The sequence below is a fragment of the Ruegeria sp. AE3 genome, from assembly GCF_056542225.1.
In genome coordinates this window covers 15,504-42,431 of sequence record NZ_JBQFZL010000006.1, presented here as the reverse complement: position 1 = coordinate 42,431, position 26,928 = coordinate 15,504, and the positions used below count along the sequence as shown (strand labels likewise).

The window sequence follows — 26,928 nt, the reverse complement described above, 5'->3', positions numbered from 1 at the left end:
CTATTCCGGCAGATATTTTTCCGACCAGCTCTCAGCTGCCACGGCTTTTTCGATCATACGTTGTATCTCGGTGTCGCCATAACCCAGACGCGCAAGGATTTCGCGCGTGTCTTGTCCGTATTTTGGTGCCGGGCCGGGGATGGTTATCGTGGCATTCTGCGGTCGCACCGCATTGGGGGCAACCAGATCAACCCAGCGGGCCATCGGGTGCTGGTCATGTCGAACGGCTCGGAAGGTTGCATTGCGAATGTCGATAGAGCCTGCGCTTTCAGCCTGAAGGCCCACGTCGCGGGTGTCGTGCAGCGAACCGAGGCGGGTCACACCCACCGAGCTCCCAGCGAAAGCCTGAGCCCATACGGCCACTGGTTTTTGCGCGAAGCGCTCGGACAGAGCAGAGTCCAGATCAGTATCGTCCAAGCCGGCAAGATCGGATGGGTCAGGCACGCGCGCCAAGGCGGCGTGACCCTCGGTCGGTGCGGCGAAGAACATCCAGCCGTCGGACGCGGCATAGCAGCGATAGAACGGCCCCCAACCAAGCGTTTTACGCCCCGAAGGTTCGTCAAACGGCGCGCGCGTGTCGAAATCATACATGAACTGCGCTTGAATCAACTCTCTTGCGGCGGCTAGCGACGCGCGGGCGATGCCACCCTTGCATGTCATTCTAAGCCGCTCCAGCGCGGCGCCCAGCGCCACGCAGGCGCAATGCCCCGTCAATGCATCAATCGTGCCAAAATGGGCGTGTTCCTCGGGCGTTTCCGGCCCGCCGCCAAAGCGGGTCATCGCGCCGGTCGCGGCCTGTGCGAGATCGTCATAACCCAGATGATCCGATTTTGGTCCCCGACGCGGTCCGCCCCAGGCGTCAAGCTGCACAACGATGAGACGCGGGTTAACCTCTGTCAGCCGGGCTTCACTCAGCCCCAAGCTTTCTCGTTGCAGGTCTGTTCCGTTCATTGTGATTACGTCTGCTTCAGCGACCATTTGCCAATAGACGTGCTGCCCGCCCTCCGAACGCAGATCGAGCAAGATGCTCTTCTTGCCGCGCTGAGCATGCAGGCCAAAAAACACCGCGCTCCACGGATCGACCGAAGGTCGTACCGGCTGTACCAGTGTGACCTGCGCCCCAAAACGGGCCAATGACGACCCGATGGTCGGCCCGGCAATGACGTTGGTCAGATCCAGAACCTTGAGCCCATCAAGCCAATCGCCTTGCCCTTCTCCAACGCTGAAATTTCGGGGTGGTTCCGCGAAAACACGGGCAAGCTCGCTGCGATATCCATCCGCTTAAGGGCCAGCGGTTTTGGTCATCACACCCGGATCGTCGGCCAGCCAGGCCACATTGCCCATCTGACGCATCCGCCCGTGGCGGGGGTCATCAAGTACGGCCACCAGCCCCTAAGTGACTGCATGGTCGTCGGCCAGCCATTCGGCAGTGCTGCGCTGCGCCGTGGCCGGGGCCTTGGCCGGCTGATGCAGGGCGCAACAGTGATTGCAGCGGATACAGGAGCATGGGTGGTGGCGCGGGGCGGGTTTCTGAACCACCGGAAGGCGACGTTACACTGGCAACTTCTTGAGGAGTTTGCAGAGGAGTTTCCCGAAACCCATGTCCTCTTTGACCGTTATGTTCAGGATGGTCGTTTCTGGACATGCGGCAGCGCCGCAGCGGCCCTAGACCTGATGCTGCACTTTATCCGGAGCAGGTTTGGCCCATCAGTTGCCTTTGACGCCGCGGCGATGTTCCTGCATGACAATTCCAGGCGGCACGGTGCCTCTTATCCAGATCAGGCGCTGTCGTCAGCGGTGTCGCCAAAACTCAAACGGATTGTCGCATTGGTGTCCGGAGCACTCGAAACACCGCAGCCGGTCTCTGCCCTTGCAAAACAGGTTCATATGTCCGAACGCTCCTTGCGCCGTCTGTTCTGGACGGAGCTTCAGACAACACCGGGGCGGTATTATCTGCTTCTACGTCTGGCACGTGCCCGCGAAATGTTTCGCTACAGTGATCTTGCGCCTGGGGAAATCGCTCTGCGTTGCGGTTTTGCGAGTACGCCACTCTTATCCGCAGCCTGCGCAAAAACTTCCCACACGATCCAAAGATGTGGCCCGAAAGAGGTGGATGATTGAAGGTTCTGCCAAACGACGCGTGCAAGTTTTCGAAGCGGGAGAAGGGGATTCTAACAGCTGATCGGCGGCCGGGGTATTCGGTCACATATGAATAAATCAATCGTCCCAGAGGCATTATGACATCGCCCTTGAACATTATCCCAAACCGGTTTGGCTCAATTACTCAACAGATCTCCGAAAGAGGGCCAGACTTGTTGCCAGCAGGACAGCGCCCAGCAAAGCCATCCAGATGAACTCTGGCCAAACTGTTTCGAGACCGGCACCCTTGAACACAATTGCCTGACTGGCGGCCATATAGTGACGAGACGGCAATAGCAGCGTCCCGACCTGCAACCAGTCTGGCTGCCCTTCAACCGGCGTCTCTCCTCCGGACAGCATCAGCATGGGAAGGACGATCAGCATGACCAAAAGCGCAAACTGCGCCATCGAACGCGCAATCGTAGCGAGAAAAACCCCGAGTGCGGTTGCGGTGAACAGAAACAGGGCAGTGCCAAACAGGAACAGTCCTTTTGACCCCGAGATTTCAATTCCCAGCGCACCCTGCATGACAAAGGTCAGAGACAGGCTGGCCGCGATCAGGACAATTGCAGCATTGGCCCAGATTTTGGCTGCTGCAATGTCAAACGGGGTCAGCGGCATTGCCAGCAGATGCTCGATCGTCCCGTGCTCCCTCTCTCGGATCATGGCAGCGCCGGTCAGAATGGTGGTAAGCCACATGATCTGTCCGATCAGGGCAACGATCCCGGCAAAACGCACGGTATCACGGTTGGGGTTGAAAGCGCTTCTTAGGATGACATCGACCAGCGGTGGATCTACAAGATCGACACCGATCGCAAAGCGGCGAATTTCGGCACCCAAAATATTGGTGATATAGCTGGCGCCGATCCCGGCCTGCTCCATCGCCGTGGCGTCGATCAGAACTTGAATTTCAGGCTTGCGCCTTGCCCTCAGGTCTTTCTCGAATCCCGGTGGAACAACAACTATGAAGATGAATTCTCCGGCGTCCATTTGCGCTGGACCGCTACCTGGTCCGATTTGTACGACCGGCTGGAACTCGGGTGGAAAAAATGCCGTGGCAAGCGCTCGGGACAGTGGAGAATTGTCCTCATCAGAAAATGCAATCGACGCGTTGTTGACCGAGGTCGCTACGCCGGTTGCCTCCATCATGGGTGCCAGCGTGAAAGACCAGACCAACAGCGCCATCATCACCCAGTCCCGACGCAGGCTCATCACTTCTTTCAGGCCAAGCCAGAATATGCAGGACAATCGCTGCATTCACTTCTCCTGCGCGCGAAGGCAAAGCGCGGCGATCAGTGTCAACGCCGGTCCAAAGCAGGCCAGTGCCAAAATGTCCGGTGCGAGCGCCTCCCATCCAAGCCCTTTGGTGAAGGCCCCGACATTGAGGTGCAGAAAGTAGGATGAGGGCCAGAGAGAGCCGATAAGCTGCGCACCATCCTCTAGCGTCGAAACGGGCTGCAAAAGACCCGAGAACTGGATGGTAGGCACGACCGAAGCGATAGCAGTGGCAAAAGTCGCTGCCACCTGGCTGGATGTCATGGTTGCGATCAGCAATCCATAAGACGTCGTCGCCCAAACATACAAAAACGCACCCAATGCCAAAGGCAGGGGATCGCCCTTAAGCGGCACATCGAAGACAAAAATAATCATTGCGGCCAGCAACAGGAAATTCACGTAGGCAATCATGATATAGGGTATCTGTTTGCCGATCAGGAACTCGAGCCGCGTTGTCGGTGTTACGTAGAAATTGACGACCGAGCCCAGCTCGCGCTCTCGCGCGACGCTGACCGCAGCCAACACGGCAGGCAGCATGATCAGCAGGATGGCGGGCATGGCCGGGGCCATCGCGGCAATGCTCTCAAAGCTCTGGTTATAGCGAAACCGGGGTTCAATACGGGCGATCTCAACCGCGTGTTCGCCTGTGGTCCTCGACTGCCCGTCAAGAAACGACTGGTGCAGCCCGGCGACATACCCCTCGACTGTTTCCCCCTTGAAGGGGATCGCGCCATCAACGGTTGCCAGCACTTGGGTAGGTTCACCTGTGCGCAACTTGCGCCCGAAATCAGGTGGCAACTCGATCACCATCGAAACGTCCCCTGCCTGCAACCGTCTGCGCCCTTCTGTGGCGCTGATCAAAGGCGGCGTTTGCTTGAAATAAGGCGATCCCGATATTTCTTCCGTGTAAGCCCTGCTTTCCGGGCTCTGAGACAAGTCCAGAACGGCAAACTCAAGATCTTCTATGTCGAGTGATATGCCAAAGCAGAACACCAGCATCAAAATCGCCGAGCCAAGAAATGCAAATGCCAGACGAACTGGATCGCGGACCACTTCAACCGCTTCGCGTCGTGTGTAAGTCAGGGCACGACCGATACCTTGTCCGGTGACCTTGGTCTTGGTGACAAAGTCAACTTTGGGTGCCAGGACAGGTGCAGGTTTTTCTGCGGCCTCCAAAACTGAAATGAAAGCTTCCTCAAGGCTGCCGGTGCCTTCTGCGGCGATCAGGTCCGCGGGCGTACCTTCCGCCAGAACACGGCCCGCATGCATGAATGATACGCGGTCGCAGCGCTCTGCCTCGGCCATGAAATGCGTGGAGACAAAGATCGTCACCAAGTCCTTGCGCGAAAGTTCGACCAGCAAAGCCCAAAAGACATCGCGTGCTTCGGGGTCCACACCCGAGGTTGGTTCATCAAGAATGAGAACTCGGGGACGATGGATAACCGCCACCGCCAATGACAAACGTTGTTTGATTCCAAGAGGCAGCGCGGCAGCTAGTGTGTCGCGATGGGCCGTCAGACCAAAACGTTCGGTCAATTCCGATATGCGCTCCTCTCGATCAGGGATTGCAAATATCCGGGCATGAAGCTGTAGGTTCTGATGAACTGACAACTCGCCATAGAGCGAAAAAGCCTGGCTCATGTATCCGATGTCGCGACGCATCTTGCGATCACGTGCATCAACCGGGTTGCCAAACAACAATGCCTCTCCGGAACTGACTGGCAACAGGCCGGTCAACATCTTCATCGTGGTGGATTTGCCACAACCGTTTGACCCAAGAAAACCGAATATCTCTCCGCGATGGATCGAGAAATCGACACTGTCGACAGCGGTGAAATCCCCGAACCGACGTGTCAGGCCTCGGGCAGAAATCACAGGGTTCGGGTTGACCTGCCGAACAGGTGTTTGTTCCGACGCCAATCCAAAACCATCGTGTGACCGCAAGCGCCGGTATGCGGTTTCGAGATCCCGGTCCTGCCCTTTCAGTTCAGCAGGTTTGCCTTGAAAGATGACGCGACCTCCGTCCATTGCAACAATTCGGTCAAAGCTTTCCGCCTCCTCCATGTAAGCAGTGGACACAAGGACGGACAGTCTGGGATGCTCTGCCCGAATGGCATTAATCAATGCCCAGAATTGACGGCGTGAGAGTGGATCGACACCGGTTGTCGGTTCATCCAAAACCAGCAACTTCGGATCATGTATCAGAGCACAGCACAGGCCGAGCTTTTGCTTCATCCCGCCCGAAAGCTTGCCCATAAGCCGGTCTTCAAACGGCGCCAGCCCTGTCGCCGACAACAGCGCATTGATCCGGATGTCACATTCTTCTTGCCCTTGGCCAAAAAGCCCCGAAAAGAACTCAAGGTTCTCGCGTACTGACAACTCAGAATAAAGGTTTCGACCCAAGCCCTGTGGCATGAAGGCAATGGCCGGGCAGATAAGGCGTCGGTGCGCGGCGTCGTCGATCAAGCCACCTAGAACATTGATTGATCCGGTTTGCAGTTTTTTTGCACCGGTGATCAACCCCAGCAGGGTCGACTTTCCCACCCCATCCGGTCCGATGAAGCCGACCAGCTGGCCCCTGGGAAGATCAAGCGAAACCGACTGCAACGCGACATCGCTGCGATACCGGTGCGTGACACCCGTGATGCGAATCTCAATGTCGGCCTCTGGCGTCATTCGAACAGCTCGGGCGGGATACCCTGTTCCAACGCCTCTGGCCACGCAAGGTTTGGATCGATCCGGATCACGGCAACACCGCGAAGCCCGGTTTTGACGTGCTCAATCCGGCGTTGGACCAGATTCTCGGGGATGCGCACACGGACGCGGAACACCAGTTGTTCGCGTTCATCCAAAGTCTCGACCTGCTTGGGTGTGAATTGTGCTTCAGGAGAGACAAAGGTTACAAAGGCTGGAATGGAATAGTCCGGCAGGGCGTCAAGAATGATGCGAGCTTCGGCACCAATAGGCAGCAATCCGGCTTCGCGCGCAGGCAGGAACACCTCCATATATACATTCTCAAGGCTGAGCAGAGTCAGGATTGGTTCACCCGCGGCAACGACCTCGCCGGGTTCCGCCAGCCGATAAAGCACACGCCCGCGTGTCGGAGCCAAAAGCGAGCTGTCTTCGATCAGCGCCTCGATACGGCGCACTTCGGCCTCGGCGGCCGCAATCTGGCTTTCTGCAGTGGCCACGCGCGCCTGTGCGGCACCCAGAACCGCCGCGGCAACCTGATGTATGGTTTCGCGTTCTTCGAAAACCGTTTCAGAGATATTCTGCCCAGTCAGAAGAGCCGTTGCGCGCTGAAGCTCCTGCGCGGCCCGGCGCAGTTCGCTTTTCCGCTGCACAACAAGTGCCTCTGCTTCCACTTTGGTCTGATGCGCCAGCGCCACTTCGGCCTTGGCACGATCTAGCGTGGCGGACAACTCATCACTGTCCATTTCGGCCAGCACGTCACCGGTGGCGACCATACCGCCTTCAACCGCCATGACGCTTTCGACACGTCCGGCTAAGGTCGGCGCAATTTCAATCTGCTCGGCCTCGATCCGACCATTCCCCCGGGCAAATCCATCAGGCAACTGGCTTCCATTTTCAGAGACCAGGGAATAGAGCACCACGCCCACCATCGCGAGCGCAGCCAAAGCAAAAAAAATCAATGAGTTTTTCTTCATTATCCACCGCCTGAAAACTCGCTGCGGGTATTCCTCTATACTGCTGCTGAACCGTGGGCTTTGCTTTGGATCAAGCCAACGACGTCAGGGCAAAGAAAGACTCTGCGACCCTGTCCCGGACATGTTCAGCCTTTGTGACCTGAAACTTTACCACAAAAGAGAAACAACATGGCATGCAAACCAACCCTGGCTTCGCACACTAAGGCAATGCGCACCGCGTTGACAGCCAAGCTGAAGTGAAAACGAGTGGTGGCCGATATCGGAGTCAATTTCTCGACCCTGAACCGATAGCTTTAGCAGGTTCCTCAAAAGACCGCCATGTACAGTTCACCCTCAAAGACACGGTTTGAGCGGCGTTCAGCCCCGCAAACTCCCCGATGGTCTTGAGAAAACAACGAACGTAAGTTGCTATTTACCTTCGAACAACTGCAAACTTGTAAGATGAACAGAAGGCTTCTTAGTCCGGTGCAGGCGCTTTTCGTGGCGGGTCTTGCCGCGCTTGGAGTTTTCACGATCCTCGCAGGCCTTCGTTCTGAAGGTTACCTGCAGCGGCCCGAGCTTGCACATTACGATTGGGTTTTGGACCGCAGGGCCAGCGATGCGTTGGCACAGGATGTTGTCGTGGTCGCGGTCGATGACGAGGATTTGCGCACCTGGGGCTGGCCCCTCTCAGATGGTCAGATTGCGAATATTATCGACGCACTGTCGTCGGCAGGTGCCGCTGTAATCGGTATCGATATCTATCGCGACAATGAGGTGATCGAGGGGCGGCAGCAACTCGAAGCGGCGTTCCTGAAGACCAATGCGATCTGGGTTGTGAAACTGAACGACAGCGGCGGGCTGAGCATCGAGGCGCCGGATTTTGCGCAGAACGACGGCAGCGTGGGGTTTGCTGATATCCCCGTCGACGCGGATGGTGTCGCCCGGCGCAGTATTCTGCTGGTCAGCGGCACCGATCGCATTTCTTTGGCGTTCAGCACACAGTTGGCCCTGCGCGCCACGGGTCAAAACAGCCTGAAAGCCTGGCCGGACGATCCCCGGACCCTGTTGTTTGGTCAGACGCCGGTGCGACGGCTGGAAGACAGGTTCGGCAGCTATCGCGGGCTAGATGATACGGGCTATCAGGTGCTGCTGGATTACACCAACGCATTGCCGATGGCCCCGATCATACTGGCCCGCGACTTGCTCGCCGGACAAGCAGACGCGGACATGATCGAAGGAAAAGTCGCCCTGATCGGGGTTACCAGCAAGTCGATCAAAGACGATTTCCGCACACCGCTGAACAACCCGCCACAGACGCCATTCAGCTATGGCGTATTGGTGCATGCAGCCACCACCCAGCAATTAATCGATTATGCCGCGGGCCGCAGCCAACCGATGCGCAGCCCCGGGCAAAGTGCGCACTTGGCGATAATCTTCGCCAGCGCATTGTTCGGGGCATTAGCTGGGGTTCTGTCGCGCACTGTGCTGACCGTCATACTACTTGGACCAGGCCTTGCCATCGCTATTGGAGTGGCGCTTTCGAACCTTTTGTCTCGTGGCATATGGTTGCCGGTCGTTCCGACATCGGTTGCTTGGTTTACCGCCTTTCTTTTAGCGCTCCTCACTGTCGGGATCATCTCGCGTCGGCAACGCCAGGCCATCGCCAGACTGTTCTCGGATCATCTGTCCCCGGAACTCACAGCCGAGATATGGAACGCGCGTGATATCCTTTTTGCTGGCGGAAAGCCGCGCCCCCGCCGCTTGCGCGTCAGTGTCCTCCTTGCTGATCTGGAAGGCTCGACGACCGTCGGCGGCTCGGCCGAACCGGGTGCCTTCATGGACTGGACAAGCCGGATTTTGGATGAAATGAGCCAGGTCGCTCGCGAAAATGGCGGGTTCATTGAGAAGTTCACCGGTGACGGAATCCTGGTGGTGTTCGGTGCGCCGCTGCCTCGAACGACCGAGGAGGACATCCAGAAGGACGCTGTCGCGGCCTGCCGGACGGCACTGCAAATTTCTGACCGGATTGACAGACTGAATGCAGAAGGTGGTCTGTTGGCACCTTATGGTCTGCGGATCGGGCTCCATAGTGGCGTGGTTTTGGGCGGTACGTTGGGCAGCGCGGGCAGCCTTCAATACAACATCATGGGCGACACGGTGAACATCGCAGCCCGTATCGAGGCATTCGGAAAAGCGTTGCAAGTTAGGCGCGCGTCGGCAACCACGATCTGTGCCAGCGCTGATCTTCGAGAACTCGTTGGACGCTATTTCACGTTTCAGTTGGTCGGGCACCTTATCCACGACGACAAGTCGCGGGAAATTGCGTTATTCTTGCTGACAGGATCGGCACAGAGGGGGGCATCGCAATGATGACACCGGCATGTTCGGGAAACACTCTTGGCGCTTTGATAACCGGTCTGCTGCTGCTTTTGGGCTCGACCATTTCCCTGTCGGCGCAAGAAAGCGAAGGCAGTCAGCAGGCTGATCCAGACGAGGTCATTTTCATTCCGCCCACCATCGGTGCCCCGGCGGACCGCGTCGGCGCTGCCACGCGCGATGTCGGACAAGAGGCTGGAGCACTGGCCGTGCTCGCACCGGCTGGCGGCGGCGTGACCACATTGGGCAATCCCCCGCTGATCTGGCACTTGGCTGACAATTTTTCAGGCCAGATGTCCGCGCAGTTGGCCCCGGTCGGGTCGCAGCAGAACGGAGTCGGTATTTCCGGCAACGGTCGGTTCCGAAAAGGGTTCTACGCGCTCGACCTGTCGCGCTCGGAACTCGTGCTGGAGCCGGGGCGTATTTATGTCTGGACAGTGGTTCTGGCGGAACCTGAGGCGGGGGCCGTCATCGCGACGGTGACGACTTACGTGGAACGGGTCGCCGCCCCAGAGCCCGCCGCAGAGGATGTGCCGGCCTTGGCCGCCAAGGGATTATGGTTCGATGCCCTGCACCCCTTTGTCGAAATCGAGTTATCGGGTAAAGTTCGGGTCAACCGGAATGCGGGGTTTGCGAGCCTTGTCCGGTCTGCTGGCATTTCGCTGCCATAGGACACGCTCCAACCCCTCGGCAAACAGGCGGGGGACGCATGATGATATACCGGTCTTTTTCGGGTCTGGCTCTACGCTGCGCTCTGCTGGCCGTTGCACTGATCTGCACCATTTCAGCAGCGGCCTTTGCGGCGACGGAAAAACGCGTGGCTCTAGTCATTGGCAATTCCGCTTATCAGCATGTCTCGAGTCTGGAGAACCCGATCAATGATGCTCAGGACATCTCGAAATCGCTGGCACGTATAGGGTTCGAGGTCACCACGGGTCTGGACCTGGATTACAACGGTATGCGCATCGCGCTTCGGGACTTTACCGAAACTGCCGCGGGTGCCGATGTGGCGCTTGTCTATTTCGCGGGCCACGGAATTGAGATCGAGAATACCAACTACCTGATCCCGGTGAACGCAGCACTGAAAAGCGACCGCGACGTCGACTTCGAGGCCATTCGTCTGGATGCAATCGTGAATTCGATTGCCGATACGCCGGGGCTGAAACTGGTTCTGGTCGATGCCTGCCGCAACAATCCTTTCGTTGCGCAGATGTCGCGCGCGTCGGCCACTCGGTCGATCGGGCGTGGGCTGGCCGCAGTGGAACCTGGTGGGGTTGTCGTGGGCTATGCCGCGCGTGGTGGAACGCTGGCGCAGGACGGGGGCGGCCGGAACAGCCCCTATGCGACGGCACTTTTGGAACATATCGAACAGCCGGGGTTGGAGCTTGGGAAAATGTTTCGCCGGGTGCGCGATCGGGTGGTGGAGCTTACGGATGGATTTCAGGAGCCATTTACATATGGCTCACTGCCTGGCGAAGACATCTACCTTGTGCCACAGGTCGAACAGGTGGCAATGCTGGCACCTGCAGACCAGACGACCCAGCCCGTCGCCGTGCGCCCCCTTGCGACCCGCGACACTGCAATCAGCGCCGCGATGAAAGTGAACACCATGCGTGGCTGGTCGCTGGTCGCCGGCAAGTACCGGGCGGCCACCATCGTCGAGCCCGAGATTCTGGGGCGCATGGCCGAGATTACGCCGGATTGGCTGAAGAAACAGGGCCACCTGTCCACAATGGAGGATTTCCTTTTACCGGACCGCGAACGGAAACAGCGTCTGCAAGAGGCGCTCAATACCGCCGGTTTCGAGGTCGGCGTGCCGGATGGCGCGTTCGGACTGAAGACGCGGGCGGGAATAAAGGCTTTGCAGGAGGCCCGAGGGCTTGATCCGACGGGCCATGTCGATGCGGCCGTTCTGGCAAGCTTGCGAATGGAATGGCAGGATGGGGCTGACGATAGTTTTGTCAGCAATCCATTTGCCGCGCGTCAAATGCCGGATGACCTTGAAATGCTGGGTGAAAACGAAGAGATCATAACAGTGCTCAGGTGCCTTGGGCTGCGGAAAAGCATCTATGGCAAGTACCGGGGCAGCTTCTACATCGCCATGATTTATTCCGGCTCGATCGACGACGCACGCCGCCTCGCCGAGAGCTGTGGCATCGATCTTGCATCCCTGACATCGGCTGACGAGAACGCATTCGTGGTGCGCATGATCGCCCATGATCCAGCCTTGTTTGAACAAGGCTATGACAGTCGAACCAACACCAGTTACAAGGCTGGCCCCTATTTTGGCTTCCGGAAGGACCCAAAGGAAGAAAATGCCGTGACAGGCTGGCGGTGGTACACCGGAGAGCCGGTCAATTTCACAAATTGGTTGCCATCGAAACCGAACAAGACCCATGGGAAAGGCAACAAGGCTTTCGCTCAGTTTCAGTATGAACGAAACGGACGCCGAGACCTGAGTGAGATCGTGCCGACACAATGGTTCGACGGGTCGGGACGCTTTGCACGTTCAGTCGTTCTGGAAGGCAGGTTGCCCTAACCGGGATAAGTTCAAATGGATTGCAGCCCAGGTGCATTGCTCAGCTCTACAAAAGATTCAGACAGGGGCTATCCCGGCTAGTAATACTTGCAATGCAATCGAAATCCGATCGCTCTCAAGCCCGATCTGGACGTGTCGCGGTTTGATGCCGCTCCTTTGATGGCACTTATTGCAGCAAAGGAGACGGACTTTGGGACTGAAACTGACGGACGATTTCCGTGCTGATGCAGTGTAGACTCCGCTGACGAGCGGGCTGACACGTCGGCGGGTTGCTTTAGACTTAGGTATTGGCCTTTCGACGCTGAACAAGTGGGTACCGGCGCATCGTAACGCCGGCGTTGTGTCGGACAAGGATCTGGACCTCGCCCGTGAAAACGAGCGACTTCGACGGGAGAACCGGGTTCTCAATGAGGAGAGGGGTATTCTAAAAAAGGCCACAACCTACTTCGCGAGCCAGAAGCCATGAGGTTTAGTTTCATCTAAGAGCATGGAAGCGAATTCCCAGTTAACCGCCTTTGCCAAGTTCTGAATGTCAGCTCATGTATCCTGCGCGCTTATTGCAGCCGCCCAGCCAGCCAAAGGCAGCGGACCAACGCGGTCGTGCTGACTCATGTCCAGGAGCGATCTCGTCTCAGCCTGAGCAGCCACGACCGTCCACGAATGACTGGCGAGTTGAAGGAACTTGGTCTGAGCGTCGGGCGTCGTCGTGTTGGTCGGTTGATGCGTGAAAATGGCATACGAGTCGAGAGATCGAAGTAATACAAAGTGACGACCGACTGCAATAACGCCTTCAATATCGCGCCGAACCTGTTGAACCGGGACTTCACAGCATACGAGCCCAATTGGAAATGGGGAGGCGCGCCCCATCCGCGTTCGTCACGTGGCAGATCAGCAGGAACAGACGCCGTCGGCGTCTGATCTGCAAATCAGCCCTGATTTTACCAAAAGGAAGTCAGGATCAATGAAATCGGTCTAGGTGCTGGATGAAGGAAGTGAGGCAAAAAAGTCAAGGTTCTGTCGCTGGTGGCAGAACTATGTGTCGCCTGACAAATTACTGTGGAACGTCACTGATATTTGACTCAATCGACAGACAAAACCTCAATAAATCGGCCAATCACGTCATTCATTTCTGACCCAATCGTCAAGCATTTCTGACCCAACACAAAAACCGCCCTCTAATCGTGGCCACGGCCCTTGTCTAAGAACAGCCCAACTCCGCCACTTTGAACTTATGTTGCCCACGCACGCGGCATTAGATTTGCTGCCAGATGCGCTTTTGGTGAACATCGTGACCAAATGGTGGGCACCTATGCTTGCCTTAGACCAACCAAATCGGAGTAAGAACGCTCACCGCGAGTGATTTGACGTTTGAGGGTGTTCGTTGCTGCTTTTACTTTACCCTCGTCCAATAGCGATGTGATCGCTTGATGTTCCTTGAAAGATTTCTTCGTTCGATTGGAACGTTTGGACAGGTGTGTCCGCATAGTTTGGACGATATCACTGACTTTTTGATATCCATCCCGCAGGTAACTGTTTCCGCAGGACCTGAAAAACGCGTCGTGAAACTCGGCGTCAAGTTCCAAGTACTGTTCGAATTCATCCGCTTCCTGCGCTTCCGACATCTTCGAAACAATTGTAGACAGCTCATTGATCAGAACCGAAGGGTTCTTTTCAAGCGCCTGCTCCAAAGCTGCAGATTCTAGGATTAGCCGATACTGGCAAAGCTGCACCACGTCCCCTTGAGAAAGAGAGAATACAAAGGCTCCTCGATGAGGAAAGATCTGAACGAGGCCCTGAAGATTCAAAGCTGATAGAGCTTCGCGAATCGGAGTTTTGCTGATGCCCATGGCATTTGACAACTTCACTTCCGGCAACGATTCACCCAATTGAAACGTGCCATTGATTATGCCTTTTCGGATATGCTCTTCAGCAGTTTTACTCAACGAATCCGGGCGCTTAATCGGCAAAATCTCGGTCATTTTCACTTCATCCTATTTCGTCTCTCTAACACAATAGCACATGTAAGCTTGATTTCTATATTATATCTGATATCTCAGATAATAGATCGAAAATAACTAAATCCGTGGGAGGATACCTTGTTCAAGAAATCAACATTGGCGCTTGGCCTCGTCATGTCAGCCGGGCTTGCTTTTGCAGCATCCGCTGAAACAGTCATTAAGGTTGGGCATGGCGCAGCAGAAGCGTTTCATATGCATCGCGCGCTACTGAAATTTGAAGAACTGGTCGAAGCTGGCTCGAATGGTGAGATCGACGTACAGATATTCCCTTCGTCGCAGATGGGCCCTGATCGCGAAATGATCGAAGGTGTTCAAACCGGCGTTCTGGAAATGGCCATTCCTCCTTCCTCTTTCTTCGCGGGCTGGGATCCGGCTTTTGCAGTAATTGAACTGCCCTACATGTATTCCTCCAAGGACATCGCCTTTGATGTTCTTGACGGTGATGCTGGTGATGGCATGCTTGCACGGGTCGAAAACCAGGGATTGGTCGGTCTTGGCTGGCTTGAATTGGGTGTACGCAATGTGACCAACAATGTTCGCCCGGTTGCAACCCCCGCAGATCTCGAGGGTGTCAAGCTACGTACCATGAAGGTTCCGGCGCATGTGGCGACATTCGAAACGCTCGGGGCCAACCCGACGCCAATGAACTTTGGTGAGGTCTATTCTGCTCTCCAGCAAGGCGTGATCGACGGCCAGGAAAACCCACTGGCGATCATTACCTCACAGCGTTTCTACGAGGTTCAGAAATACCTTTCGACCACCGGCCATGTCTTTGCGGTCTATATGCCCGTCATCTCCAAACCGTTCTTTGACTCGCTGTCCGCAGAGCATCAGCAACTGGTCCGGGACTCGATGGCCGCCGCACGTGAATATCAGGCTGAACTGGTCGCGAGCGAAGATGCGGAACAACTGGAACAGATTCGTGCTGCTGGTGTCGAGGTTCTGGAACTGACTGCAGAGCAGCGACAGGCCTTTGCCGACAAAACCGAAAGCGTCCGTCTGCAGTATCGCGACGAGGTTGGCGCCGAAGCCTATGACGACTGGGTAGCAGCGGTTTCCGCAGCGAGCGGAAGCTGACCCTCGGACTACTCAGCCAATACGGGCACCCGTGCCATTAAGGTTCGGGTGCCCCTTTCGTTCAAGGGGAGGTGAACGGTGTCGGTTATCAAATGGATCGATATGAATGCCGAAAAGGTCTTAGCCAGTGCACTTTTGGCCGCGATTGTCTTGTTGATCTTTGGCAATGTGTTCATGCGCTACATTCTGAATGCCTCTCTTTCATGGGGCGAAGAGCTAACGCTTTGGCTGTTTGTATGGTTTGTCTGGCTTGGTGTCAGCTATGCATTCCACACAGGCGATCATGTGCGTATCACGGTCCTGCGTGATGTCCTAAGCGAGCGCGCAAGGCTTTACGCGGATGTTGTGATCGCGCTTCTTGTCCTTGGATTTCTAATCGTTCTGACAATTGAATGCATCAAACTTATCCGACAGCCTTTTGTCGCCAGCCAGACTTCGGTCGTTTTGGGACTACCGATTCCGATCCTTTATGCTTCGGCGCCGATTGGCGCGGGCCTGTCCGCGATCCGAGTCACTCAACATCTGATCCGAACCCTGCGTCTGATCGCAGGAACCAAAGCGTGAGGAACCCTGCATGCTTGCAACAACGCTTTTCTTGACGCTCTTTGCCCTGTTGCTCTTCAGCGTGCCTATTGGCATCTGTCTGGGCTTGGCCACGATGATCGTGATGGTCTTTGTAGATGGCACGCCACCCATGGTTCTTCTGGCACGGTCGGTGGTAACAGGCGCGGACTCCTTTCCTCTAATTGCCGTCCCTCTGTTCATATTGGCAGGAGACCTTATGCAGCACGGCGGAATGTCTCGCCGACTGGTTGGGTTTGCCAATGCACTGATCGGTCATATCCGGGGTGGGTTGGCTTATGTGAACGTGCTCGCCTGTGTGTTTTTTGCCGCCATATCCGGCTCGTCTCCTGCAACTGTAGCCGCCATCGGGTCGAACATGATCCCCGAGATGGAAAAGGTCGGCTATACACGCAAGTTCAGCGGCGCATTGACGGCATCCTCAGGAATGATCGGCGTTATGATACCGCCAAGTATTCCCTTCATCATCTATGGTGTTACTGCCGAGGTTTCGATCGGCAAACTGTTTCTTGCAGGTGTTGTTCCTGGCATCCTTTTTGCCCTCATGTTCATGTTGGTCGCTCGTGTTCTGCTGCGAAAGGACGAGGTTGTTCAGCAATCGACAACCACGTTCTCAGGCCCTGGCGTCTGGCAGAGTTTCCGGTCTTCCATCTGGGCGCTTCTCGTGCCCGTGATTATTCTTGGGGGTATCTATAGCGGCATCTTTACCCCAACCGAAGCCGGTGCCGTGGCCGTAGTCTATGCCGCTTTCATCGGCATCTTCGTGTATGGCGACATCACCCTCAAGGACCTGCCAGAGGTTTTGGCGGGCAGTGCAAAGACCAGCGGGACGATTCTGATATTGGTGATCATGGCGACCGCCTTTGGCAGGTTGATCACGCTCGCAAGAATCCCGACAGAACTCGCAACAACTATCACCAGTCTGTCCGACAACCCCATCATCATCCTGTTGCTGATCAATCTGCTGTTGTTGGTGATCGGAATGTTCATGGAGACGATTTCGTCGATCATCATCATGACACCGATCCTGCTGCCGGTTGCAACCGCGCTGGGTGTCGATCCGATCGTTTTTGGTGTCATCTTGACGGTCAACCTGGCGATTGGGTTCTGCACACCGCCATTGGGTGTGAACCTGTTCGTGGCCAGCAGCATTTCCAAGGTTTCCATCGAAAGCCTGAGCCGGGCGATCCTACCATTCTTTGTCGGCATGCTGATCTTGTTGATGTTCATCACCTATGTGCCCGCAATTTCCTTGGCCTTGCCATTCCTTTGGTGACCGACTGAGGAGCTTCAAACGTTAGACAACGAACAGAGGACCCGGATGGATCTGGATCTTTCCCACCCGTCGATAGAAGACCTTCGAAAAACCGCACAAAAGCGCATTCCGAAGTTTGCCTTCGAATATCTCGACAGCGCGACCGGCCGGGAGCTGGGGTTGAAGGTCAACCGTGATGCACTTGATGCCATCGGTTTCATGCCGCGTGTGCTATGCGGCCGAACAAAGGCCGACCTGCAGACTACATTGATGGGTCAAAAATACGATCTGCCTTTCGGGATAGCACCGGTAGGCATGTCCGGCCTGATGTGGGCGGGAGCTGAGCGGATGCTTGCTAAAGCAGCAGTTGCTCACAACATTCCGTTTTCGTTGTCCAGTGTGGCTGTTGCTTCACCTGAAGATGTGGCGCCTCATATTGGCAAAAACGGATGGTTTCAGCACTACCCGGTGAACTCCGGCGATCTGCGCCGCGCGATGCTGCCGAGGATTAAGGCAGCGGGATTTCATACGCTGATTATCACGGTGGACGTTCCAGAAGAGAGTCGGCGCGAACGACAGCGCCGCGCCAATCTGACGGTGCCTCCAAAAGCTGACCTGCGCACGCTGACTGAAATGGCATCACGACCCGCCTGGTGCCTTGCACATCTGCGCGAGGGCATCATGCCACGTATGCGGTTCTTTGACGATTACGTCCCGACCCGCGGGCGAGAAAGCTTTACCCATGCAGGCGCTCTGATCCGTGGGATTCCAGATTGGGACTACCTGCGCGAACTGCGGCGGGAATGGGAGGGTCATCTGATCGTCAAGGGTGTCCTGCGGCCGGAGGACGCGCAAAAAATGGTGGCCGAAGGCGTGGATTGCATCTGGGTCTCAAACCACTCCGGGCGTCAATTCGAAGCCGGGCCCGCCGTGATTGACCAACTTCCGAACATCCGAGAGGCAGTCGGAACAAATGTGCCACTGATCTACGACTCTGGCGTTGCCTGGGGATTGGACATCATGCGCGCACTGGCCAAAGGTGCAGATTTCGTCATGGTCGGACGCGCCTTTCAATATGCCGTTGCAGCGTTCGGAGCACGAGGGATCGACCATCTCGTTCACATCCTGAAAGCTGACATTGAGGCCAACATGAGCCAGCTTGGCAGCGAAAACCTCGGCAGTCTGGCAGAGCACCTTCTGAGAACTGGCTGATCGGCGCTTGCGGCGCGTGGCGTATCACGCAGACGCGTTGTCATCCTCGTCAATCAGCCCCTTGACGATCAGATCCGCGGTTGAGCGCGAACATGCCATTGGCAGATTATATACCGTTGCGAGACGGGTCAGAGCCTTAACGTCGACGTCATGTGGCATGGGTGAGAGAGGGTCGACAAAGAAAATCAATGCATCCAGTTTCTCTTCGCAGATCATGGCGCCGATCTGTTGGTCGCCTCCGAGTGGTCCGCTTTTCAGGCAGGTCACATCCAGTTCTGGATAGGCTTGCTTAATGCGACTACCGGTAGTCCCAGTCGAAAAGATTTGTACTCTGGACAGGCGGGCCAATTGCAGACCCACCCATTCAACGATTTCGTCCTTTCGCGCATCATGCGCTACAAGCGCGAAACGCGGCGCATCACCGGATGAATTGTTCAACGTAATCTTCTCCAAGACCGACTTCCCCGAAATGTTTTCGGCACAGATCAATCTTGGTAAAGACATCTTCGTAGCCAGTGACCTTGCCCCACGGATCAACATAGCACATCACGCCATTGACCTGGAAATAGGTGACCATCTCTTCAACATCGTCGGGAACGACCAAAGTATGAGTCTCACCCGGCGGCTCAAAGACATATCCCCCCTCTTCCGCAACCCAATCATGTTCCAGATAATGCCAACGCCCTTTCAGGACAAAACCGTGGACTGGCTGTGGATGGCGGTGCCGCGAAAGAACACCAGCTTTGCGCACTTTGAGAAGGTTCATCCAATAACCTTGCGAGCGGTTCAAGCAGAGCGGTCGGAACCAGACGTTCTCTGCCTGCGGAACCCATAGCCTGTCGTCTTCGCTCATGGCATTCGGGATCACGATCTCGTCTTGCGCATCCTTGGGAAACGGCAACTGATATGGCATTCGGGCGGTGTCATCGTCATTCATTGATTTTCCTCACATAGCGAGATAGCCGCCATCGACCGGATAGATTGATCCGGTCACAAAGCTGGCGTTTTCACTCAAAAGCCATTGCACAAGCGCACCGACTTCTTCGGGTTTCCCCCAGCGTTTCATAGGCGTACGCGCCATGATCCCCGCTGTTCTTTCAGGGTCTTCCCGAAGGCCCTGGGTCATCTCTGTCTCAATCCAACCCGGCGCGATGGCATTGACCCGGATACCGTCTTCGGCCCAGCGACCTGCGAGCGCCTTGGTCAACTGTGCCACGCCGCCCTTAGAAGCGGAATACGCCGGAATCAAAGGCCCACCAAAGGTACTGAGCATAGAGGCGGTGTTGACGATGGCCCCACTCGCTTCAGCCAACAATGGATGCGCGGCAAGACAGCAGCGCATGGTGCCTGTCAGATTCACATCGAGCACCTTGGCGAAGACGTCGATGTCATATTCTTCGCCACGCAAAAGAATACCTGCGCAGTTCACCAAGGCATCGAGACCCGTGAGTTCGCCGAATACATCATTGATGGACGTCTGGTCGGTGACATCCAAGAGCTGCACCTTTAACCCGTCCTGAGGCTCGAATGCATCCAATTCGGATTGGGAGGCGGATGCGGCAATGACGGACCAACCTGCGTCTGCCAACGACCGTGCAACACCCGCACCAATCCCTCGCGTTCCGCCCGTTACAAGGGCCTGTTTCATCCAAGTTCCTCCAATACACTGGTGAAGGCGTGCGCGCACCTGCCGATATCATCCAATGTATAGCTCGGTTTGAACAGTGCGGATCCCAGCCCATATCCATCTACACCCGCGGCATGATACGGCGCCATCGTATCCGGCGTTATGCCCCCTACCGCAGCGACGACTGCATCTGCAGGCAATACGGCGCGCATGGCAGAAATGGCAGCTGGCGGCACCATTTCCGCCGGAAAGAATTTGAGGACCGATGCGCCGATATCCAACGCCGTAAAGGCCTCGGAGGGGGTCATGACTCCTGGACACCAATAAAGATCCCGAGCGACAGCCGCGCGCCCGACGTCCGGGTTCATATTGGGCGACACGATGATACGCCCGCCTGCATCAGCAACCGCCGCGACCTGATCCACAGTCAACACTGTGCCAGCGCCGACGATGGTCTGAGCGCCATGTTTCACGGCGATCTGCCCTATCGATTCCAGCGGGTCCGGTGAGTTGAGCGGCACTTCGATTATCCGAAACCCGGCATCGAAGAGTACATCAGACACCGGGCGCGCATTTTCTGGTGCTAGCCCCCGCAAAATCGCAATCAGCGGGTTCTCGGCAAGAGCTGCGGTGAGGTCATTCATCCAACCAACCCCGCAGCGCGAGCAATCAGAAAATGCCCTTTCGCAACGATATCATCTGGCGCGCGACGGCTGTCGAAACCAGCAGTTCGAAGCGCTATTTCGTATCGGTCGGACAAGTCGCTGCGTCCAACAACAGTGATCGTGCCGACGTCTTCTAATTCGCCGGTCGCGGCAGCAACCTCGGTCCCGATCAACAAGCCCGACAAGTAGTCGGCCGTGGCAACCTTTGGGATTTTGCCCATGAGAGGAAGCGTCCGAACATGAAACAGGCTGTGCAGCAGGTTCGACTCACCACTGAGGCCCACCTTGACGCCCATCACGTATGCGTCTTCGCTGAAAGCGTCCACCTTCATCAAGGTGCCAAGGATTGTGTGTTCTTTCAGCGCCGAAAAGATCTCACCTGTCATGTAGGTCGAGAAATCCTGGATCGTCCCATCTGCAACGTGAACCCATTTGCTGTGCGTTCCCGGCATCACGAACATGCCTTCGCTCAAGCCTAGCGAAGATGCTCCGATGATCTGGGTTTCCTCACCGCGCATTACGTCCGGTCCTCCGGCATGTTCTGTCGAAGCGCCTGTCACAAAATGAATTCGCGCTCCGTTGGCCGCTTCGTGAGGGACCAACGCCCGTGCAAGACCGTCGGCACCCAGCGGCATTTCGGCATACTGCGTTTCTACCCAGCCATTGCGGCTGGTGATCATGCCAGATGCCAGGATCGGCAGGTTCGCCTTGGCGACCCAAGGGCCGATGAGACGATCAAGGACCGCCTCAAAGGTTTGTCCTGCAACCTGCATGATACCTTCAGGTGACGAAACCCCATCGATCACTTCGCCCTCTGCACCAATGAGAAATGCACGGAACGATGAAGTGCCCCAATCTACGCCGATCAGCGCTGGTTCAGATGCGACCGAATTCATTCAGCAGATCCTCGACGGTTTTGCCTTGGGCCACCCATTTACGGGTTTCCTCCTCACGGTCAGCTTGCTCTTGAGCAAGTCGCACGGTTTCTTCGGCAATTTCCTGTGGAACCACAACGACACCCATAAGATCAGCTACAATGAAATCTCCGGGGTTTACCACGACGCCCCCACAGGCGATTGGCACATTGATCGAAAGCTCGTCTTTACGTTCCGAGAACATCGTGTGCGTTCCGCGCGGCGTGATCGCGCACGTCCAGATTGGCCAGTTGATGTCCTCCAACTCATCTGTATCGCGCCCAGTGCCATCTACGATCATACCGCGAATACCACGGTTCTTGGCCAGACCACCCATTAAACCGCCGCAGACTGACGTTTGACGATCACCACCCGCGTCCACGACGATCACGTCCCCGGGTTGTCCCATTTCAAGCGCTCGCAATGGGTCGACCAGATCGCCTTTTGAAAGCTGAACCGTCACGGCCTGGCCTGTCACCTTGGCACGGAAAGCGGGCTTGATGGCGCTGTCCATCACGCCTGTTCGGTACTGCACATCCGCAAAAATGGCAGCGGCAGAGTACGCCTCCAACACCTTGTCGAATTTTTTAAGAAGTTCCGGGTTTCTTTCAAAATCATTGAAAACCCTGAGGTCCGAGCTGACGTCTGGCATTCTTGTCTCCTGTTATGCGGTAGATACGGCCAATGCGTCGGCATTGACTGTGTAGTCGGGGCTTTGTCCTGTCAGGACCTTGGCCACTTGCGTAGCCGCGGTAACCCGCGCTGCGTGTATTGATTCCTCGGAATAATAGGCGGCATGTGGTGTTACGAGGACGTTGGGCAGTGTGAACAACGGGTTATCATCAGGCGTCCAGTTGGCGCGCTTGGCCGGCTCTTCTTCGGGGTCGTCGAGCCCTGCAGCGGCCAAATGGCCTTCGGTCAGCGCCCGGAACAGGGCCTTGTTGTCGACCGTTGGTCCGCGTCCAGTGTTCACGAGTATCGCACCGGGTTTCATGACTGAAAATTCGGCATCCGACAAAAAGTGATGCGTGTTCGGCGTCATCGGCGCCTGCATCAGGATATAGTCGGACCTTGCCAGCAATTCCGGCTTGCTCACCAGCTCGACCCCAATATTCGCGGCGACTTCTCTTGGCAAATACGGGTCGTAAGCGATGACCCTAACTCCGAAAGATTGCGCCCGCGCAACGATGGCTTGCCCGATTTTACCCAGCGAGACGACACCCATCGTCCGCCCGCGTAACCGGTAGACCGGCTGCCCGCTTTGCCACTTCCAGACCCCTGCGTGAGTAGCCCGATCATAGTCGGGCAACTTGCGCGCCAGGGTCAGCCAAAGGGCAATCGCGTGGTCGGCGACTTCCTCGGTGCAATAGTTTTGCACATTGGTTACGAGGATGCCTTTTTCCGTTGCCGTGCCGACATCCACGATATCGACGCCTACGCCATAACGCGCGATGACCTCGCAGTTCCGCATCCGCGTAATCGTTTCTTTCCCGATCCGGGCATATTGGTTCATCATCGCTGCGCAATGCGGCGCGACATCGAACAGGTCTTCCTGGCGCTTGGCCTGAAGCGCAATCACTTCGGCACCTGCGGCTTCCAAGATTTCCGTCTCAACGGCAACATCACCAAAGTCGTAATCGGTTATCACGACCTTGGGTTTGTCCGTTCTGGGGGAAAAGTCGGCGCGATCAGTCATAGGCACCCGCCGAATAGGTCAATTCGTACGAGTGGCTGTAGAGCTCGAAGATGTTGCCAAACGGGTCTTCCATATAGACCATGCGATAGGGCTTTTCACCTGGGTAATACTTGCGCACTTGGCTCATGCGCTGGCGCCCGCCCAGGTCTTCGATAACCTTGATGCGGCCTTCCAGATCCTCGTCCTGTACGCAGAAATGAAACAAGCCACGCCGCCAATATTCAAACGGGCGTTCTTCTTCGACGGTCTTTGGGAACTCAAACAATTCGATGCCAACACCGTCGCCCATTGACAAGTGCGCGATACGGAAGCTTCCCCAACCTTCCCCAAACACATCGTCGCACATCTGGCCGATGGCGCTTTCGTCATGCAGGATTTCAGTTGGTTCCATCAGCACGTACAGGCCGAATGCCTTGGAATAAAACTCCACGGCTTTTTCCAGGTCGGGAACTGTGATGCCAATGTGAGAGAAAGTAAGAGCGGCCATAGCAGGCTCCTCCAGTTAGCAGTTAAAGAATATTGCGAACGATGCCGCCTTCGATCCGATGCGCAGAACCATTGGAGGCTGTGCTTGCAGAGATCGTGACGATCATGCGGGCGACTTCGTCTGGTTGGACAAAGCGTTGTATGAGCGATGTGGGCTCATCTGATTTGAAGTAATTGTCGACGATCGTGTCGAGCGGCTCACCCTTTTGATCGGCGAGGCCGTCAAAATAGGCTTCGACACCTTCGGTCCAGGTTGGACCAGGCAGGATCGAGTTAACCCGGACTTTCGTCCCCTTTGTCAATTCTGCCATGCCACGTGTCAGACCTAACATGGCTGTTTTAGTGACAGAATAATGCACCATCTGAGGTAGTGGTTTCACTGCCGCTTCGCTGGCCATGTTGATGATAGATCCCTGATCCCGGCCGAGCATGTCGGGCAGGAAAATCCGGCTCATCCGAACGGCGGACAGGACATTGATGTTGAAGTAATGCATCCAGTCGTCATCCGTGAGATCCTCGAACGGTTTGACCGAAAAGATGCCAACATTATTCACAAGAACGTCAACCGCACCGCGCGCACGGGCAAACTCTGCCAGAGTTTCCGCATCAGTGGTTTTGGTTAAGTCGGCCGCAATGCCTTCGACCTTGCCCAGAGATGACAGGTCGTCGACGCAGTCGGACACTTCCGCCTTGGTCAGGCCATGCACGATGACCCGCGCACCTTCTTCCAGGTAGACCCGGGCAGTGGCTTTGCCGATGCCAGAACCTGAACCAGTCACCAGGACCAGTTTATTTTTTAGCCCCAGATCCATCTCAGGCCTCCTTCTTAACGTTAGATGACTGCTGCGATGAAGGGCGGCCGAACATTCGACCCATAAAGCCCGAAATCTCGGCGCGCCACATGTCTATGCCGACGGCCAACAGAATGATCAGGCCCAGCACGATATTCTGAACTGAAGATGGCGCAGCGTTCAGGTTCAAACCATTCTGGACGATAACGATTGTCATCGCCCCCATCAGCGTGGCGAGGATGTTGCCACGACCGCCTGCAAGGCTGGCTCCGCCGACAACAGCAGCGGCAATGGCCTGCAGTTCCAGCGTCTGGCCATAGTTGGGCGAACCAGAGTTGAGGCGCGCTGACATCAGGATCGCACCAACAGCCGTCATGAAACCAGCGATGACAAATGTCGTCGTCTGAACTTTACGTACGTTGATACCCGTCAGAACGGCAGCGGCTGGGTTACCACCCACGGCATAGATCTCACGCCCAAGTTTCGTGAAGTTCATGGTGAACGCAGCAAGGACGTAGAAGAATACGAGGTAGAAGAAAGGCATCGGAACGCCGAACAGCTTGCCGTAGAAGATTGGCTCTAACGCCGGATCCAGCGAGAAGATCGGAGACCCATTGTTGAAGGTCAGGGCAAGGCCCCTGAAGGCAATCAACGCCGCCAATGTCGTGATAAACGACGGGATACGCCCGTAGGCTGTTATCAGCCCAATGAACAGACCAAGCAATCCGCCCATGAAGAGTATGAGGGGCAGCGCCAGAACCAGTGGAATGCCGACAAATTTCAACATTTGCGCAAGGATCATGGTCAGCAAAGCCACCATAGACCCGGAACTCAGATCGATGCCCGCAGCGAAGATCACGATAGTAGACCCGATTGCGATCAAGGCCACGATGCTTACCTGTAGCGAAAGGTTAGAAAGGTTGCCCGGGTTCAGGAAGCGTTCGGTCGTAAGGGCCACGATCAGTGCGACAATCACCATTGCTGCGAATGGCCCGATCAACTGGGTGTCAAAGATCCGCTTCATGCGAAAGCCTCCTTAGGCTTGGATTGGGGGGTGTCGGCGGACGCGCGAACAAGATCGTCATGCGTAAGGTCGGATGCATCGACCGTGCGCACGATCGTTCCGTGCTGCACGACGGCAATCCGATCGCTCATCGCAAGCAACTCATCATGGTCTGAACTGATTAGAATGATCGATTTTCCCGCCCGCGTGAGCCTGTTAATCAACTTGTAAACAGCGATTTTCGCGCCGATATCGATCCCTTGCGTCGGCTCATCAAGGATCAGAATGTCCGAGGCTGAAAACAGCCAACGCGCAATAACAATCTTCTGCTGATTGCCACCAGACAAAAAGTTGACCGTCTTTTCCTCAGCCTGGGTTGAGATTTCCAGATCGCAGATCAGGTCATGGGTAGCTTGCTCTTCCGCCTTGAGATTCAACACGCCGAACCGGCTTAGCCCGCCAAGGGACGCTGCGGTGACGTTCCCGCTTGCGCGGAAATTGAAGAACAACCCGTCAAACTTTCGATTCTCTGGGACAAGAGCCAAGCCCGCACGGATCGCATCAATTTCCCGACGAAAGCGAACCGGTTTGCCATTTAGTCTTATCTGTCCGCCTGTTAGCTCGTCTGTTCCGAACAGGGCGCGGGCAATCTCTGTGCGGCCACTGCCCAATACGCCACCCAAGCCCAGAACTTCACCCTGGCGCAACGAAAACGATACATCTTTCACGCCCGAATTGGTGCTCAGACCTGCCGCTTCCAGCACAACATCCTTGGTCGCGTTCTGCTCCTTGGGATAGTGCTCACCAATGTCCTCACCGACCATTGCGCTGACAATCTCAGAGACGTTGATCTTGGTCTCGCCACTTGCTCGCACAACACAGCCGTTGCGCAAGATCGTCACTTCATCAACGATCCGTTCAACCTCATCCAGCCTGTGCGACACATAGAGAATAGCGGTTCCGCGTTCACGCATATTGCGCAGTAACTGGTGCAGGCGTTCAATTTCATCTTCACCCAATGCCGCCGTCGGCTCATCCAGGATGATCATGCGGGCGTCCATCGCGACGGCTTTCGCGATCTCGACCAGTTGTTGCTCGCCTACCGATAGCGAGCCGGTGATTGTTTCGGGAGAAACATCGACATCCATTTCCGCCAAAACGCGCGCGGCTTCGTTGTGGACCTTGGTCCAGTCGATCACGCCAAAGCGGGACCGAGGCATATTGCCAAGGAAGATGTTTTCGCCAACCGACAAGGTGGGCACGATAGAGAATTCCTGAAAAACTGTTGCGACGCCCAGTTCACGTGCCGCCTGCGGGTCGCTGATCGTGACCGGCTTGCCATTGTGCAGGATTTGACCGCTATCGGGTTGCTGCACGCCGGACAGTGTCTTGATCATAGTCGACTTGCCACAGCCGTTTTCACCCAGCAGCCCATGAATGGAACCGGGCATAAGCCGGATGCAGACCTTGTCATTCGCCAAAACCCCAGGATAGGCCTTGGTAATATCGACAAACTCCCAAAGGGGCGTTGCGGGTGTCATCGCGATTGCCTCGACAAAAGTGAAACTCGGTTGGTTTGCGACCCGGCAGCACGCGCACGCGCCACCGGGAAGCGGGGAGAAA

Annotated in this window: 23 protein-coding genes and 2 pseudogenes; 9 read left to right on the top strand and 16 right to left on the bottom strand. The window is 56.1% G+C overall.

The features are described from left to right. Positions 1-1,185, bottom strand: a pseudogene (locus ACR0NZ_RS12685) (CoA transferase); the annotation flags it as partial. Positions 1,186-1,206: 21 nt separating this feature from the next. On the opposite strand from ACR0NZ_RS12685, the gene ACR0NZ_RS12680 reads away from it, so the two are divergent. Next, positions 1,207-2,121 carry a GlxA family transcriptional regulator gene (locus ACR0NZ_RS12680; RefSeq protein ID WP_480519329.1) on the top strand — a complete coding sequence of 305 codons (915 nt, stop codon included), beginning with the start codon at positions 1,207-1,209 and terminating at the stop codon, positions 2,119-2,121. A 159-nt stretch (positions 2,122-2,280) separates the two neighbouring features. Here ACR0NZ_RS12680 and ACR0NZ_RS12675 read toward each other — a convergent pair whose 3' ends face one another. From ACR0NZ_RS12675 to ACR0NZ_RS12665, 3 genes are read right to left on the bottom strand one after another with little or no spacing between them, the layout of a single operon-like run. Continuing rightward, positions 2,281-3,396 carry an ABC transporter permease gene (locus ACR0NZ_RS12675; RefSeq protein ID WP_480519327.1) on the bottom strand — a complete coding sequence of 372 codons (1,116 nt, stop codon included), beginning with the start codon at positions 3,394-3,396 and terminating at the stop codon, positions 2,281-2,283. Further along, complete coding sequence (gene rbbA, locus ACR0NZ_RS12670) at positions 3,397-6,090, bottom strand: ribosome-associated ATPase/putative transporter RbbA (protein ID WP_480519325.1); 2,694 nt, start codon at positions 6,088-6,090, stop codon at positions 3,397-3,399. Beyond that, on the bottom strand, positions 6,087-7,082 hold the full coding sequence (locus ACR0NZ_RS12665; protein ID WP_480519323.1) for an HlyD family secretion protein: 996 nt from the start codon (positions 7,080-7,082) through the stop codon (positions 6,087-6,089). Before ACR0NZ_RS12665 ends, rbbA begins: the two co-directional genes overlap by 4 nt. A 441-nt stretch (positions 7,083-7,523) precedes the next feature. Between ACR0NZ_RS12665 and ACR0NZ_RS12660 the strand changes: the two genes are divergently transcribed. From ACR0NZ_RS12660 to ACR0NZ_RS12645, 4 genes and pseudogenes are all read left to right on the top strand, one after another. Further along, complete coding sequence (locus ACR0NZ_RS12660; RefSeq protein ID WP_480519321.1) at positions 7,524-9,434, top strand: CHASE2 domain-containing protein; 1,911 nt, start codon at positions 7,524-7,526, stop codon at positions 9,432-9,434. Continuing rightward, positions 9,431-10,111: a DUF928 domain-containing protein gene (locus ACR0NZ_RS12655; protein ID WP_480519319.1), complete on the top strand. Its 681-nt coding sequence runs from the start codon at positions 9,431-9,433 to the stop codon at positions 10,109-10,111. The genes ACR0NZ_RS12660 and ACR0NZ_RS12655 overlap by 4 nt, the downstream gene beginning before the upstream one ends. 38 nt (positions 10,112-10,149) lie before the next feature. Continuing rightward, the gene (locus ACR0NZ_RS12650) at positions 10,150-11,979 is read left to right on the top strand and encodes a caspase family protein (protein WP_480519317.1); all 1,830 of its coding nucleotides are present in this window, start codon (positions 10,150-10,152) and stop codon (positions 11,977-11,979) included. Positions 11,980-12,220: 241 nt separating this feature from the next. Then, positions 12,221-12,837, top strand: a pseudogene (locus ACR0NZ_RS12645) (IS3 family transposase); the annotation flags it as partial. A gap of 449 nt (positions 12,838-13,286) precedes the next feature. On the opposite strand, the gene ACR0NZ_RS12640 reads toward ACR0NZ_RS12645, so the two are convergent. After that, positions 13,287-13,958, bottom strand: coding sequence for a GntR family transcriptional regulator (locus tag ACR0NZ_RS12640; protein WP_480519315.1), 672 nt, complete (start codon positions 13,956-13,958; stop codon positions 13,287-13,289). A 117-nt stretch (positions 13,959-14,075) separates the two neighbouring features. Here ACR0NZ_RS12640 and ACR0NZ_RS12635 point away from each other — a divergent pair, with 117 nt between their 5' ends. From ACR0NZ_RS12635 to ACR0NZ_RS12620, 4 genes are all read left to right on the top strand, one after another. After that, on the top strand, positions 14,076-15,074 hold the full coding sequence (locus tag ACR0NZ_RS12635) for a TRAP transporter substrate-binding protein (RefSeq protein ID WP_480519313.1): 999 nt from the start codon (positions 14,076-14,078) through the stop codon (positions 15,072-15,074). Positions 15,075-15,152: 78 nt separating this feature from the next. Beyond that, positions 15,153-15,638: a TRAP transporter small permease gene (locus ACR0NZ_RS12630; protein ID WP_170357713.1), complete on the top strand. Its 486-nt coding sequence runs from the start codon at positions 15,153-15,155 to the stop codon at positions 15,636-15,638. A gap of 10 nt (positions 15,639-15,648) precedes the next feature. Then, positions 15,649-16,932, top strand: coding sequence for a TRAP transporter large permease (locus ACR0NZ_RS12625; RefSeq protein WP_480519311.1), 1,284 nt, complete (start codon positions 15,649-15,651; stop codon positions 16,930-16,932). 45 nt (positions 16,933-16,977) lie between these two features. Beyond that, complete coding sequence (locus tag ACR0NZ_RS12620) at positions 16,978-18,123, top strand: alpha-hydroxy acid oxidase (protein ID WP_480519309.1); 1,146 nt, start codon at positions 16,978-16,980, stop codon at positions 18,121-18,123. 24 nt (positions 18,124-18,147) lie between these two features. Here ACR0NZ_RS12620 and ACR0NZ_RS12615 read toward each other — a convergent pair whose 3' ends face one another. Genes ACR0NZ_RS12615 through ACR0NZ_RS12565 form a run of 11 tightly spaced genes read right to left on the bottom strand, consistent with a single transcriptional unit; the run spans position 18,148 to position 26,846 of the window. Continuing rightward, complete coding sequence (locus ACR0NZ_RS12615) at positions 18,148-18,561, bottom strand: methylglyoxal synthase (protein ID WP_170588270.1); 414 nt, start codon at positions 18,559-18,561, stop codon at positions 18,148-18,150. After that, complete coding sequence (locus ACR0NZ_RS12610) at positions 18,542-19,060, bottom strand: 2,4'-dihydroxyacetophenone dioxygenase family protein (protein WP_010437260.1); 519 nt, start codon at positions 19,058-19,060, stop codon at positions 18,542-18,544. The genes ACR0NZ_RS12615 and ACR0NZ_RS12610 overlap by 20 nt, the downstream gene beginning before the upstream one ends. A gap of 9 nt (positions 19,061-19,069) precedes the next feature. Then, positions 19,070-19,771, bottom strand: a complete 702-nt coding sequence (locus ACR0NZ_RS12605; RefSeq protein WP_480519306.1) for an SDR family NAD(P)-dependent oxidoreductase — start codon at positions 19,769-19,771, stop codon at positions 19,070-19,072. Further along, positions 19,768-20,394: a 2-dehydro-3-deoxy-6-phosphogalactonate aldolase gene (locus tag ACR0NZ_RS12600; protein ID WP_480519304.1), complete on the bottom strand. Its 627-nt coding sequence runs from the start codon at positions 20,392-20,394 to the stop codon at positions 19,768-19,770. The genes ACR0NZ_RS12605 and ACR0NZ_RS12600 overlap by 4 nt, the downstream gene beginning before the upstream one ends. After that, positions 20,391-21,311 (bottom strand): 2-dehydro-3-deoxygalactonokinase, encoded by a 921-nt coding sequence (locus ACR0NZ_RS12595; RefSeq protein WP_480519302.1) that lies wholly within the window; start codon positions 21,309-21,311, stop codon positions 20,391-20,393. Before ACR0NZ_RS12595 ends, ACR0NZ_RS12600 begins: the two co-directional genes overlap by 4 nt. Beyond that, the gene (locus ACR0NZ_RS12590) at positions 21,292-21,981 is read right to left on the bottom strand and encodes an RraA family protein (protein ID WP_480519300.1); all 690 of its coding nucleotides are present in this window, start codon (positions 21,979-21,981) and stop codon (positions 21,292-21,294) included. Before ACR0NZ_RS12590 ends, ACR0NZ_RS12595 begins: the two co-directional genes overlap by 20 nt. Positions 21,982-21,993: 12 nt before the next feature. Next, positions 21,994-23,025 (bottom strand): C-terminal binding protein, encoded by a 1,032-nt coding sequence (locus tag ACR0NZ_RS12585; RefSeq protein ID WP_480519298.1) that lies wholly within the window; start codon positions 23,023-23,025, stop codon positions 21,994-21,996. Further along, positions 23,018-23,512 carry a lactoylglutathione lyase family protein gene (locus tag ACR0NZ_RS12580; RefSeq protein ID WP_108861949.1) on the bottom strand — a complete coding sequence of 165 codons (495 nt, stop codon included), beginning with the start codon at positions 23,510-23,512 and terminating at the stop codon, positions 23,018-23,020. Before ACR0NZ_RS12580 ends, ACR0NZ_RS12585 begins: the two co-directional genes overlap by 8 nt. A gap of 22 nt (positions 23,513-23,534) precedes the next feature. Then, entirely contained in the window at positions 23,535-24,323 is a 789-nt protein-coding gene (locus ACR0NZ_RS12575) for an SDR family NAD(P)-dependent oxidoreductase (protein WP_480519296.1), read from the bottom strand. Between the two features lies 1 nt (position 24,324). Then, a complete protein-coding gene (locus ACR0NZ_RS12570) occupies positions 24,325-25,326 on the bottom strand; it encodes an ABC transporter permease (RefSeq protein WP_480519294.1) in 1,002 nt (333 codons plus the stop codon). Continuing rightward, positions 25,323-26,846 (bottom strand): sugar ABC transporter ATP-binding protein, encoded by a 1,524-nt coding sequence (locus tag ACR0NZ_RS12565; RefSeq protein ID WP_480519292.1) that lies wholly within the window; start codon positions 26,844-26,846, stop codon positions 25,323-25,325. Before ACR0NZ_RS12565 ends, ACR0NZ_RS12570 begins: the two co-directional genes overlap by 4 nt. Positions 26,847-26,928 lie beyond the last annotated feature (82 nt).

Coding starts and splice junctions, on each gene's coding strand:
- ACR0NZ_RS12675 (WP_480519327.1), bottom strand. CDS start 3,396: ATGCAGCGATTGTCCTGCATATTCTGGCTTGGCCTGAAAGAAGTGATG.
- rbbA (WP_480519325.1), bottom strand. CDS start 6,090: ATGACGCCAGAGGCCGACATTGAGATTCGCATCACGGGTGTCACGCAC.
- ACR0NZ_RS12665 (WP_480519323.1), bottom strand. CDS start 7,082: ATGAAGAAAAACTCATTGATTTTTTTTGCTTTGGCTGCGCTCGCGATG.
- ACR0NZ_RS12660 (WP_480519321.1), top strand. CDS start 7,524: ATGAACAGAAGGCTTCTTAGTCCGGTGCAGGCGCTTTTCGTGGCGGGT.
- ACR0NZ_RS12655 (WP_480519319.1), top strand. CDS start 9,431: ATGATGACACCGGCATGTTCGGGAAACACTCTTGGCGCTTTGATAACC.
- ACR0NZ_RS12650 (WP_480519317.1), top strand. CDS start 10,150: ATGATGATATACCGGTCTTTTTCGGGTCTGGCTCTACGCTGCGCTCTG.
- ACR0NZ_RS12640 (WP_480519315.1), bottom strand. CDS start 13,958: ATGACCGAGATTTTGCCGATTAAGCGCCCGGATTCGTTGAGTAAAACT.
- ACR0NZ_RS12625 (WP_480519311.1), top strand. CDS start 15,649: ATGCTTGCAACAACGCTTTTCTTGACGCTCTTTGCCCTGTTGCTCTTC.
- ACR0NZ_RS12620 (WP_480519309.1), top strand. CDS start 16,978: ATGGATCTGGATCTTTCCCACCCGTCGATAGAAGACCTTCGAAAAACC.
- ACR0NZ_RS12610 (WP_010437260.1), bottom strand. CDS start 19,060: ATGAATGACGATGACACCGCCCGAATGCCATATCAGTTGCCGTTTCCC.
- ACR0NZ_RS12605 (WP_480519306.1), bottom strand. CDS start 19,771: ATGAAACAGGCCCTTGTAACGGGCGGAACGCGAGGGATTGGTGCGGGT.
- ACR0NZ_RS12600 (WP_480519304.1), bottom strand. CDS start 20,394: ATGAATGACCTCACCGCAGCTCTTGCCGAGAACCCGCTGATTGCGATT.
- ACR0NZ_RS12595 (WP_480519302.1), bottom strand. CDS start 21,311: ATGAATTCGGTCGCATCTGAACCAGCGCTGATCGGCGTAGATTGGGGC.
- ACR0NZ_RS12590 (WP_480519300.1), bottom strand. CDS start 21,981: ATGCCAGACGTCAGCTCGGACCTCAGGGTTTTCAATGATTTTGAAAGA.
- ACR0NZ_RS12585 (WP_480519298.1), bottom strand. CDS start 23,025: ATGACTGATCGCGCCGACTTTTCCCCCAGAACGGACAAACCCAAGGTC.
- ACR0NZ_RS12580 (WP_108861949.1), bottom strand. CDS start 23,512: ATGGCCGCTCTTACTTTCTCTCACATTGGCATCACAGTTCCCGACCTG.
- ACR0NZ_RS12575 (WP_480519296.1), bottom strand. CDS start 24,323: ATGGATCTGGGGCTAAAAAATAAACTGGTCCTGGTGACTGGTTCAGGT.
- ACR0NZ_RS12570 (WP_480519294.1), bottom strand. CDS start 25,326: ATGAAGCGGATCTTTGACACCCAGTTGATCGGGCCATTCGCAGCAATG.
- ACR0NZ_RS12565 (WP_480519292.1), bottom strand. CDS start 26,846: ATGACACCCGCAACGCCCCTTTGGGAGTTTGTCGATATTACCAAGGCC.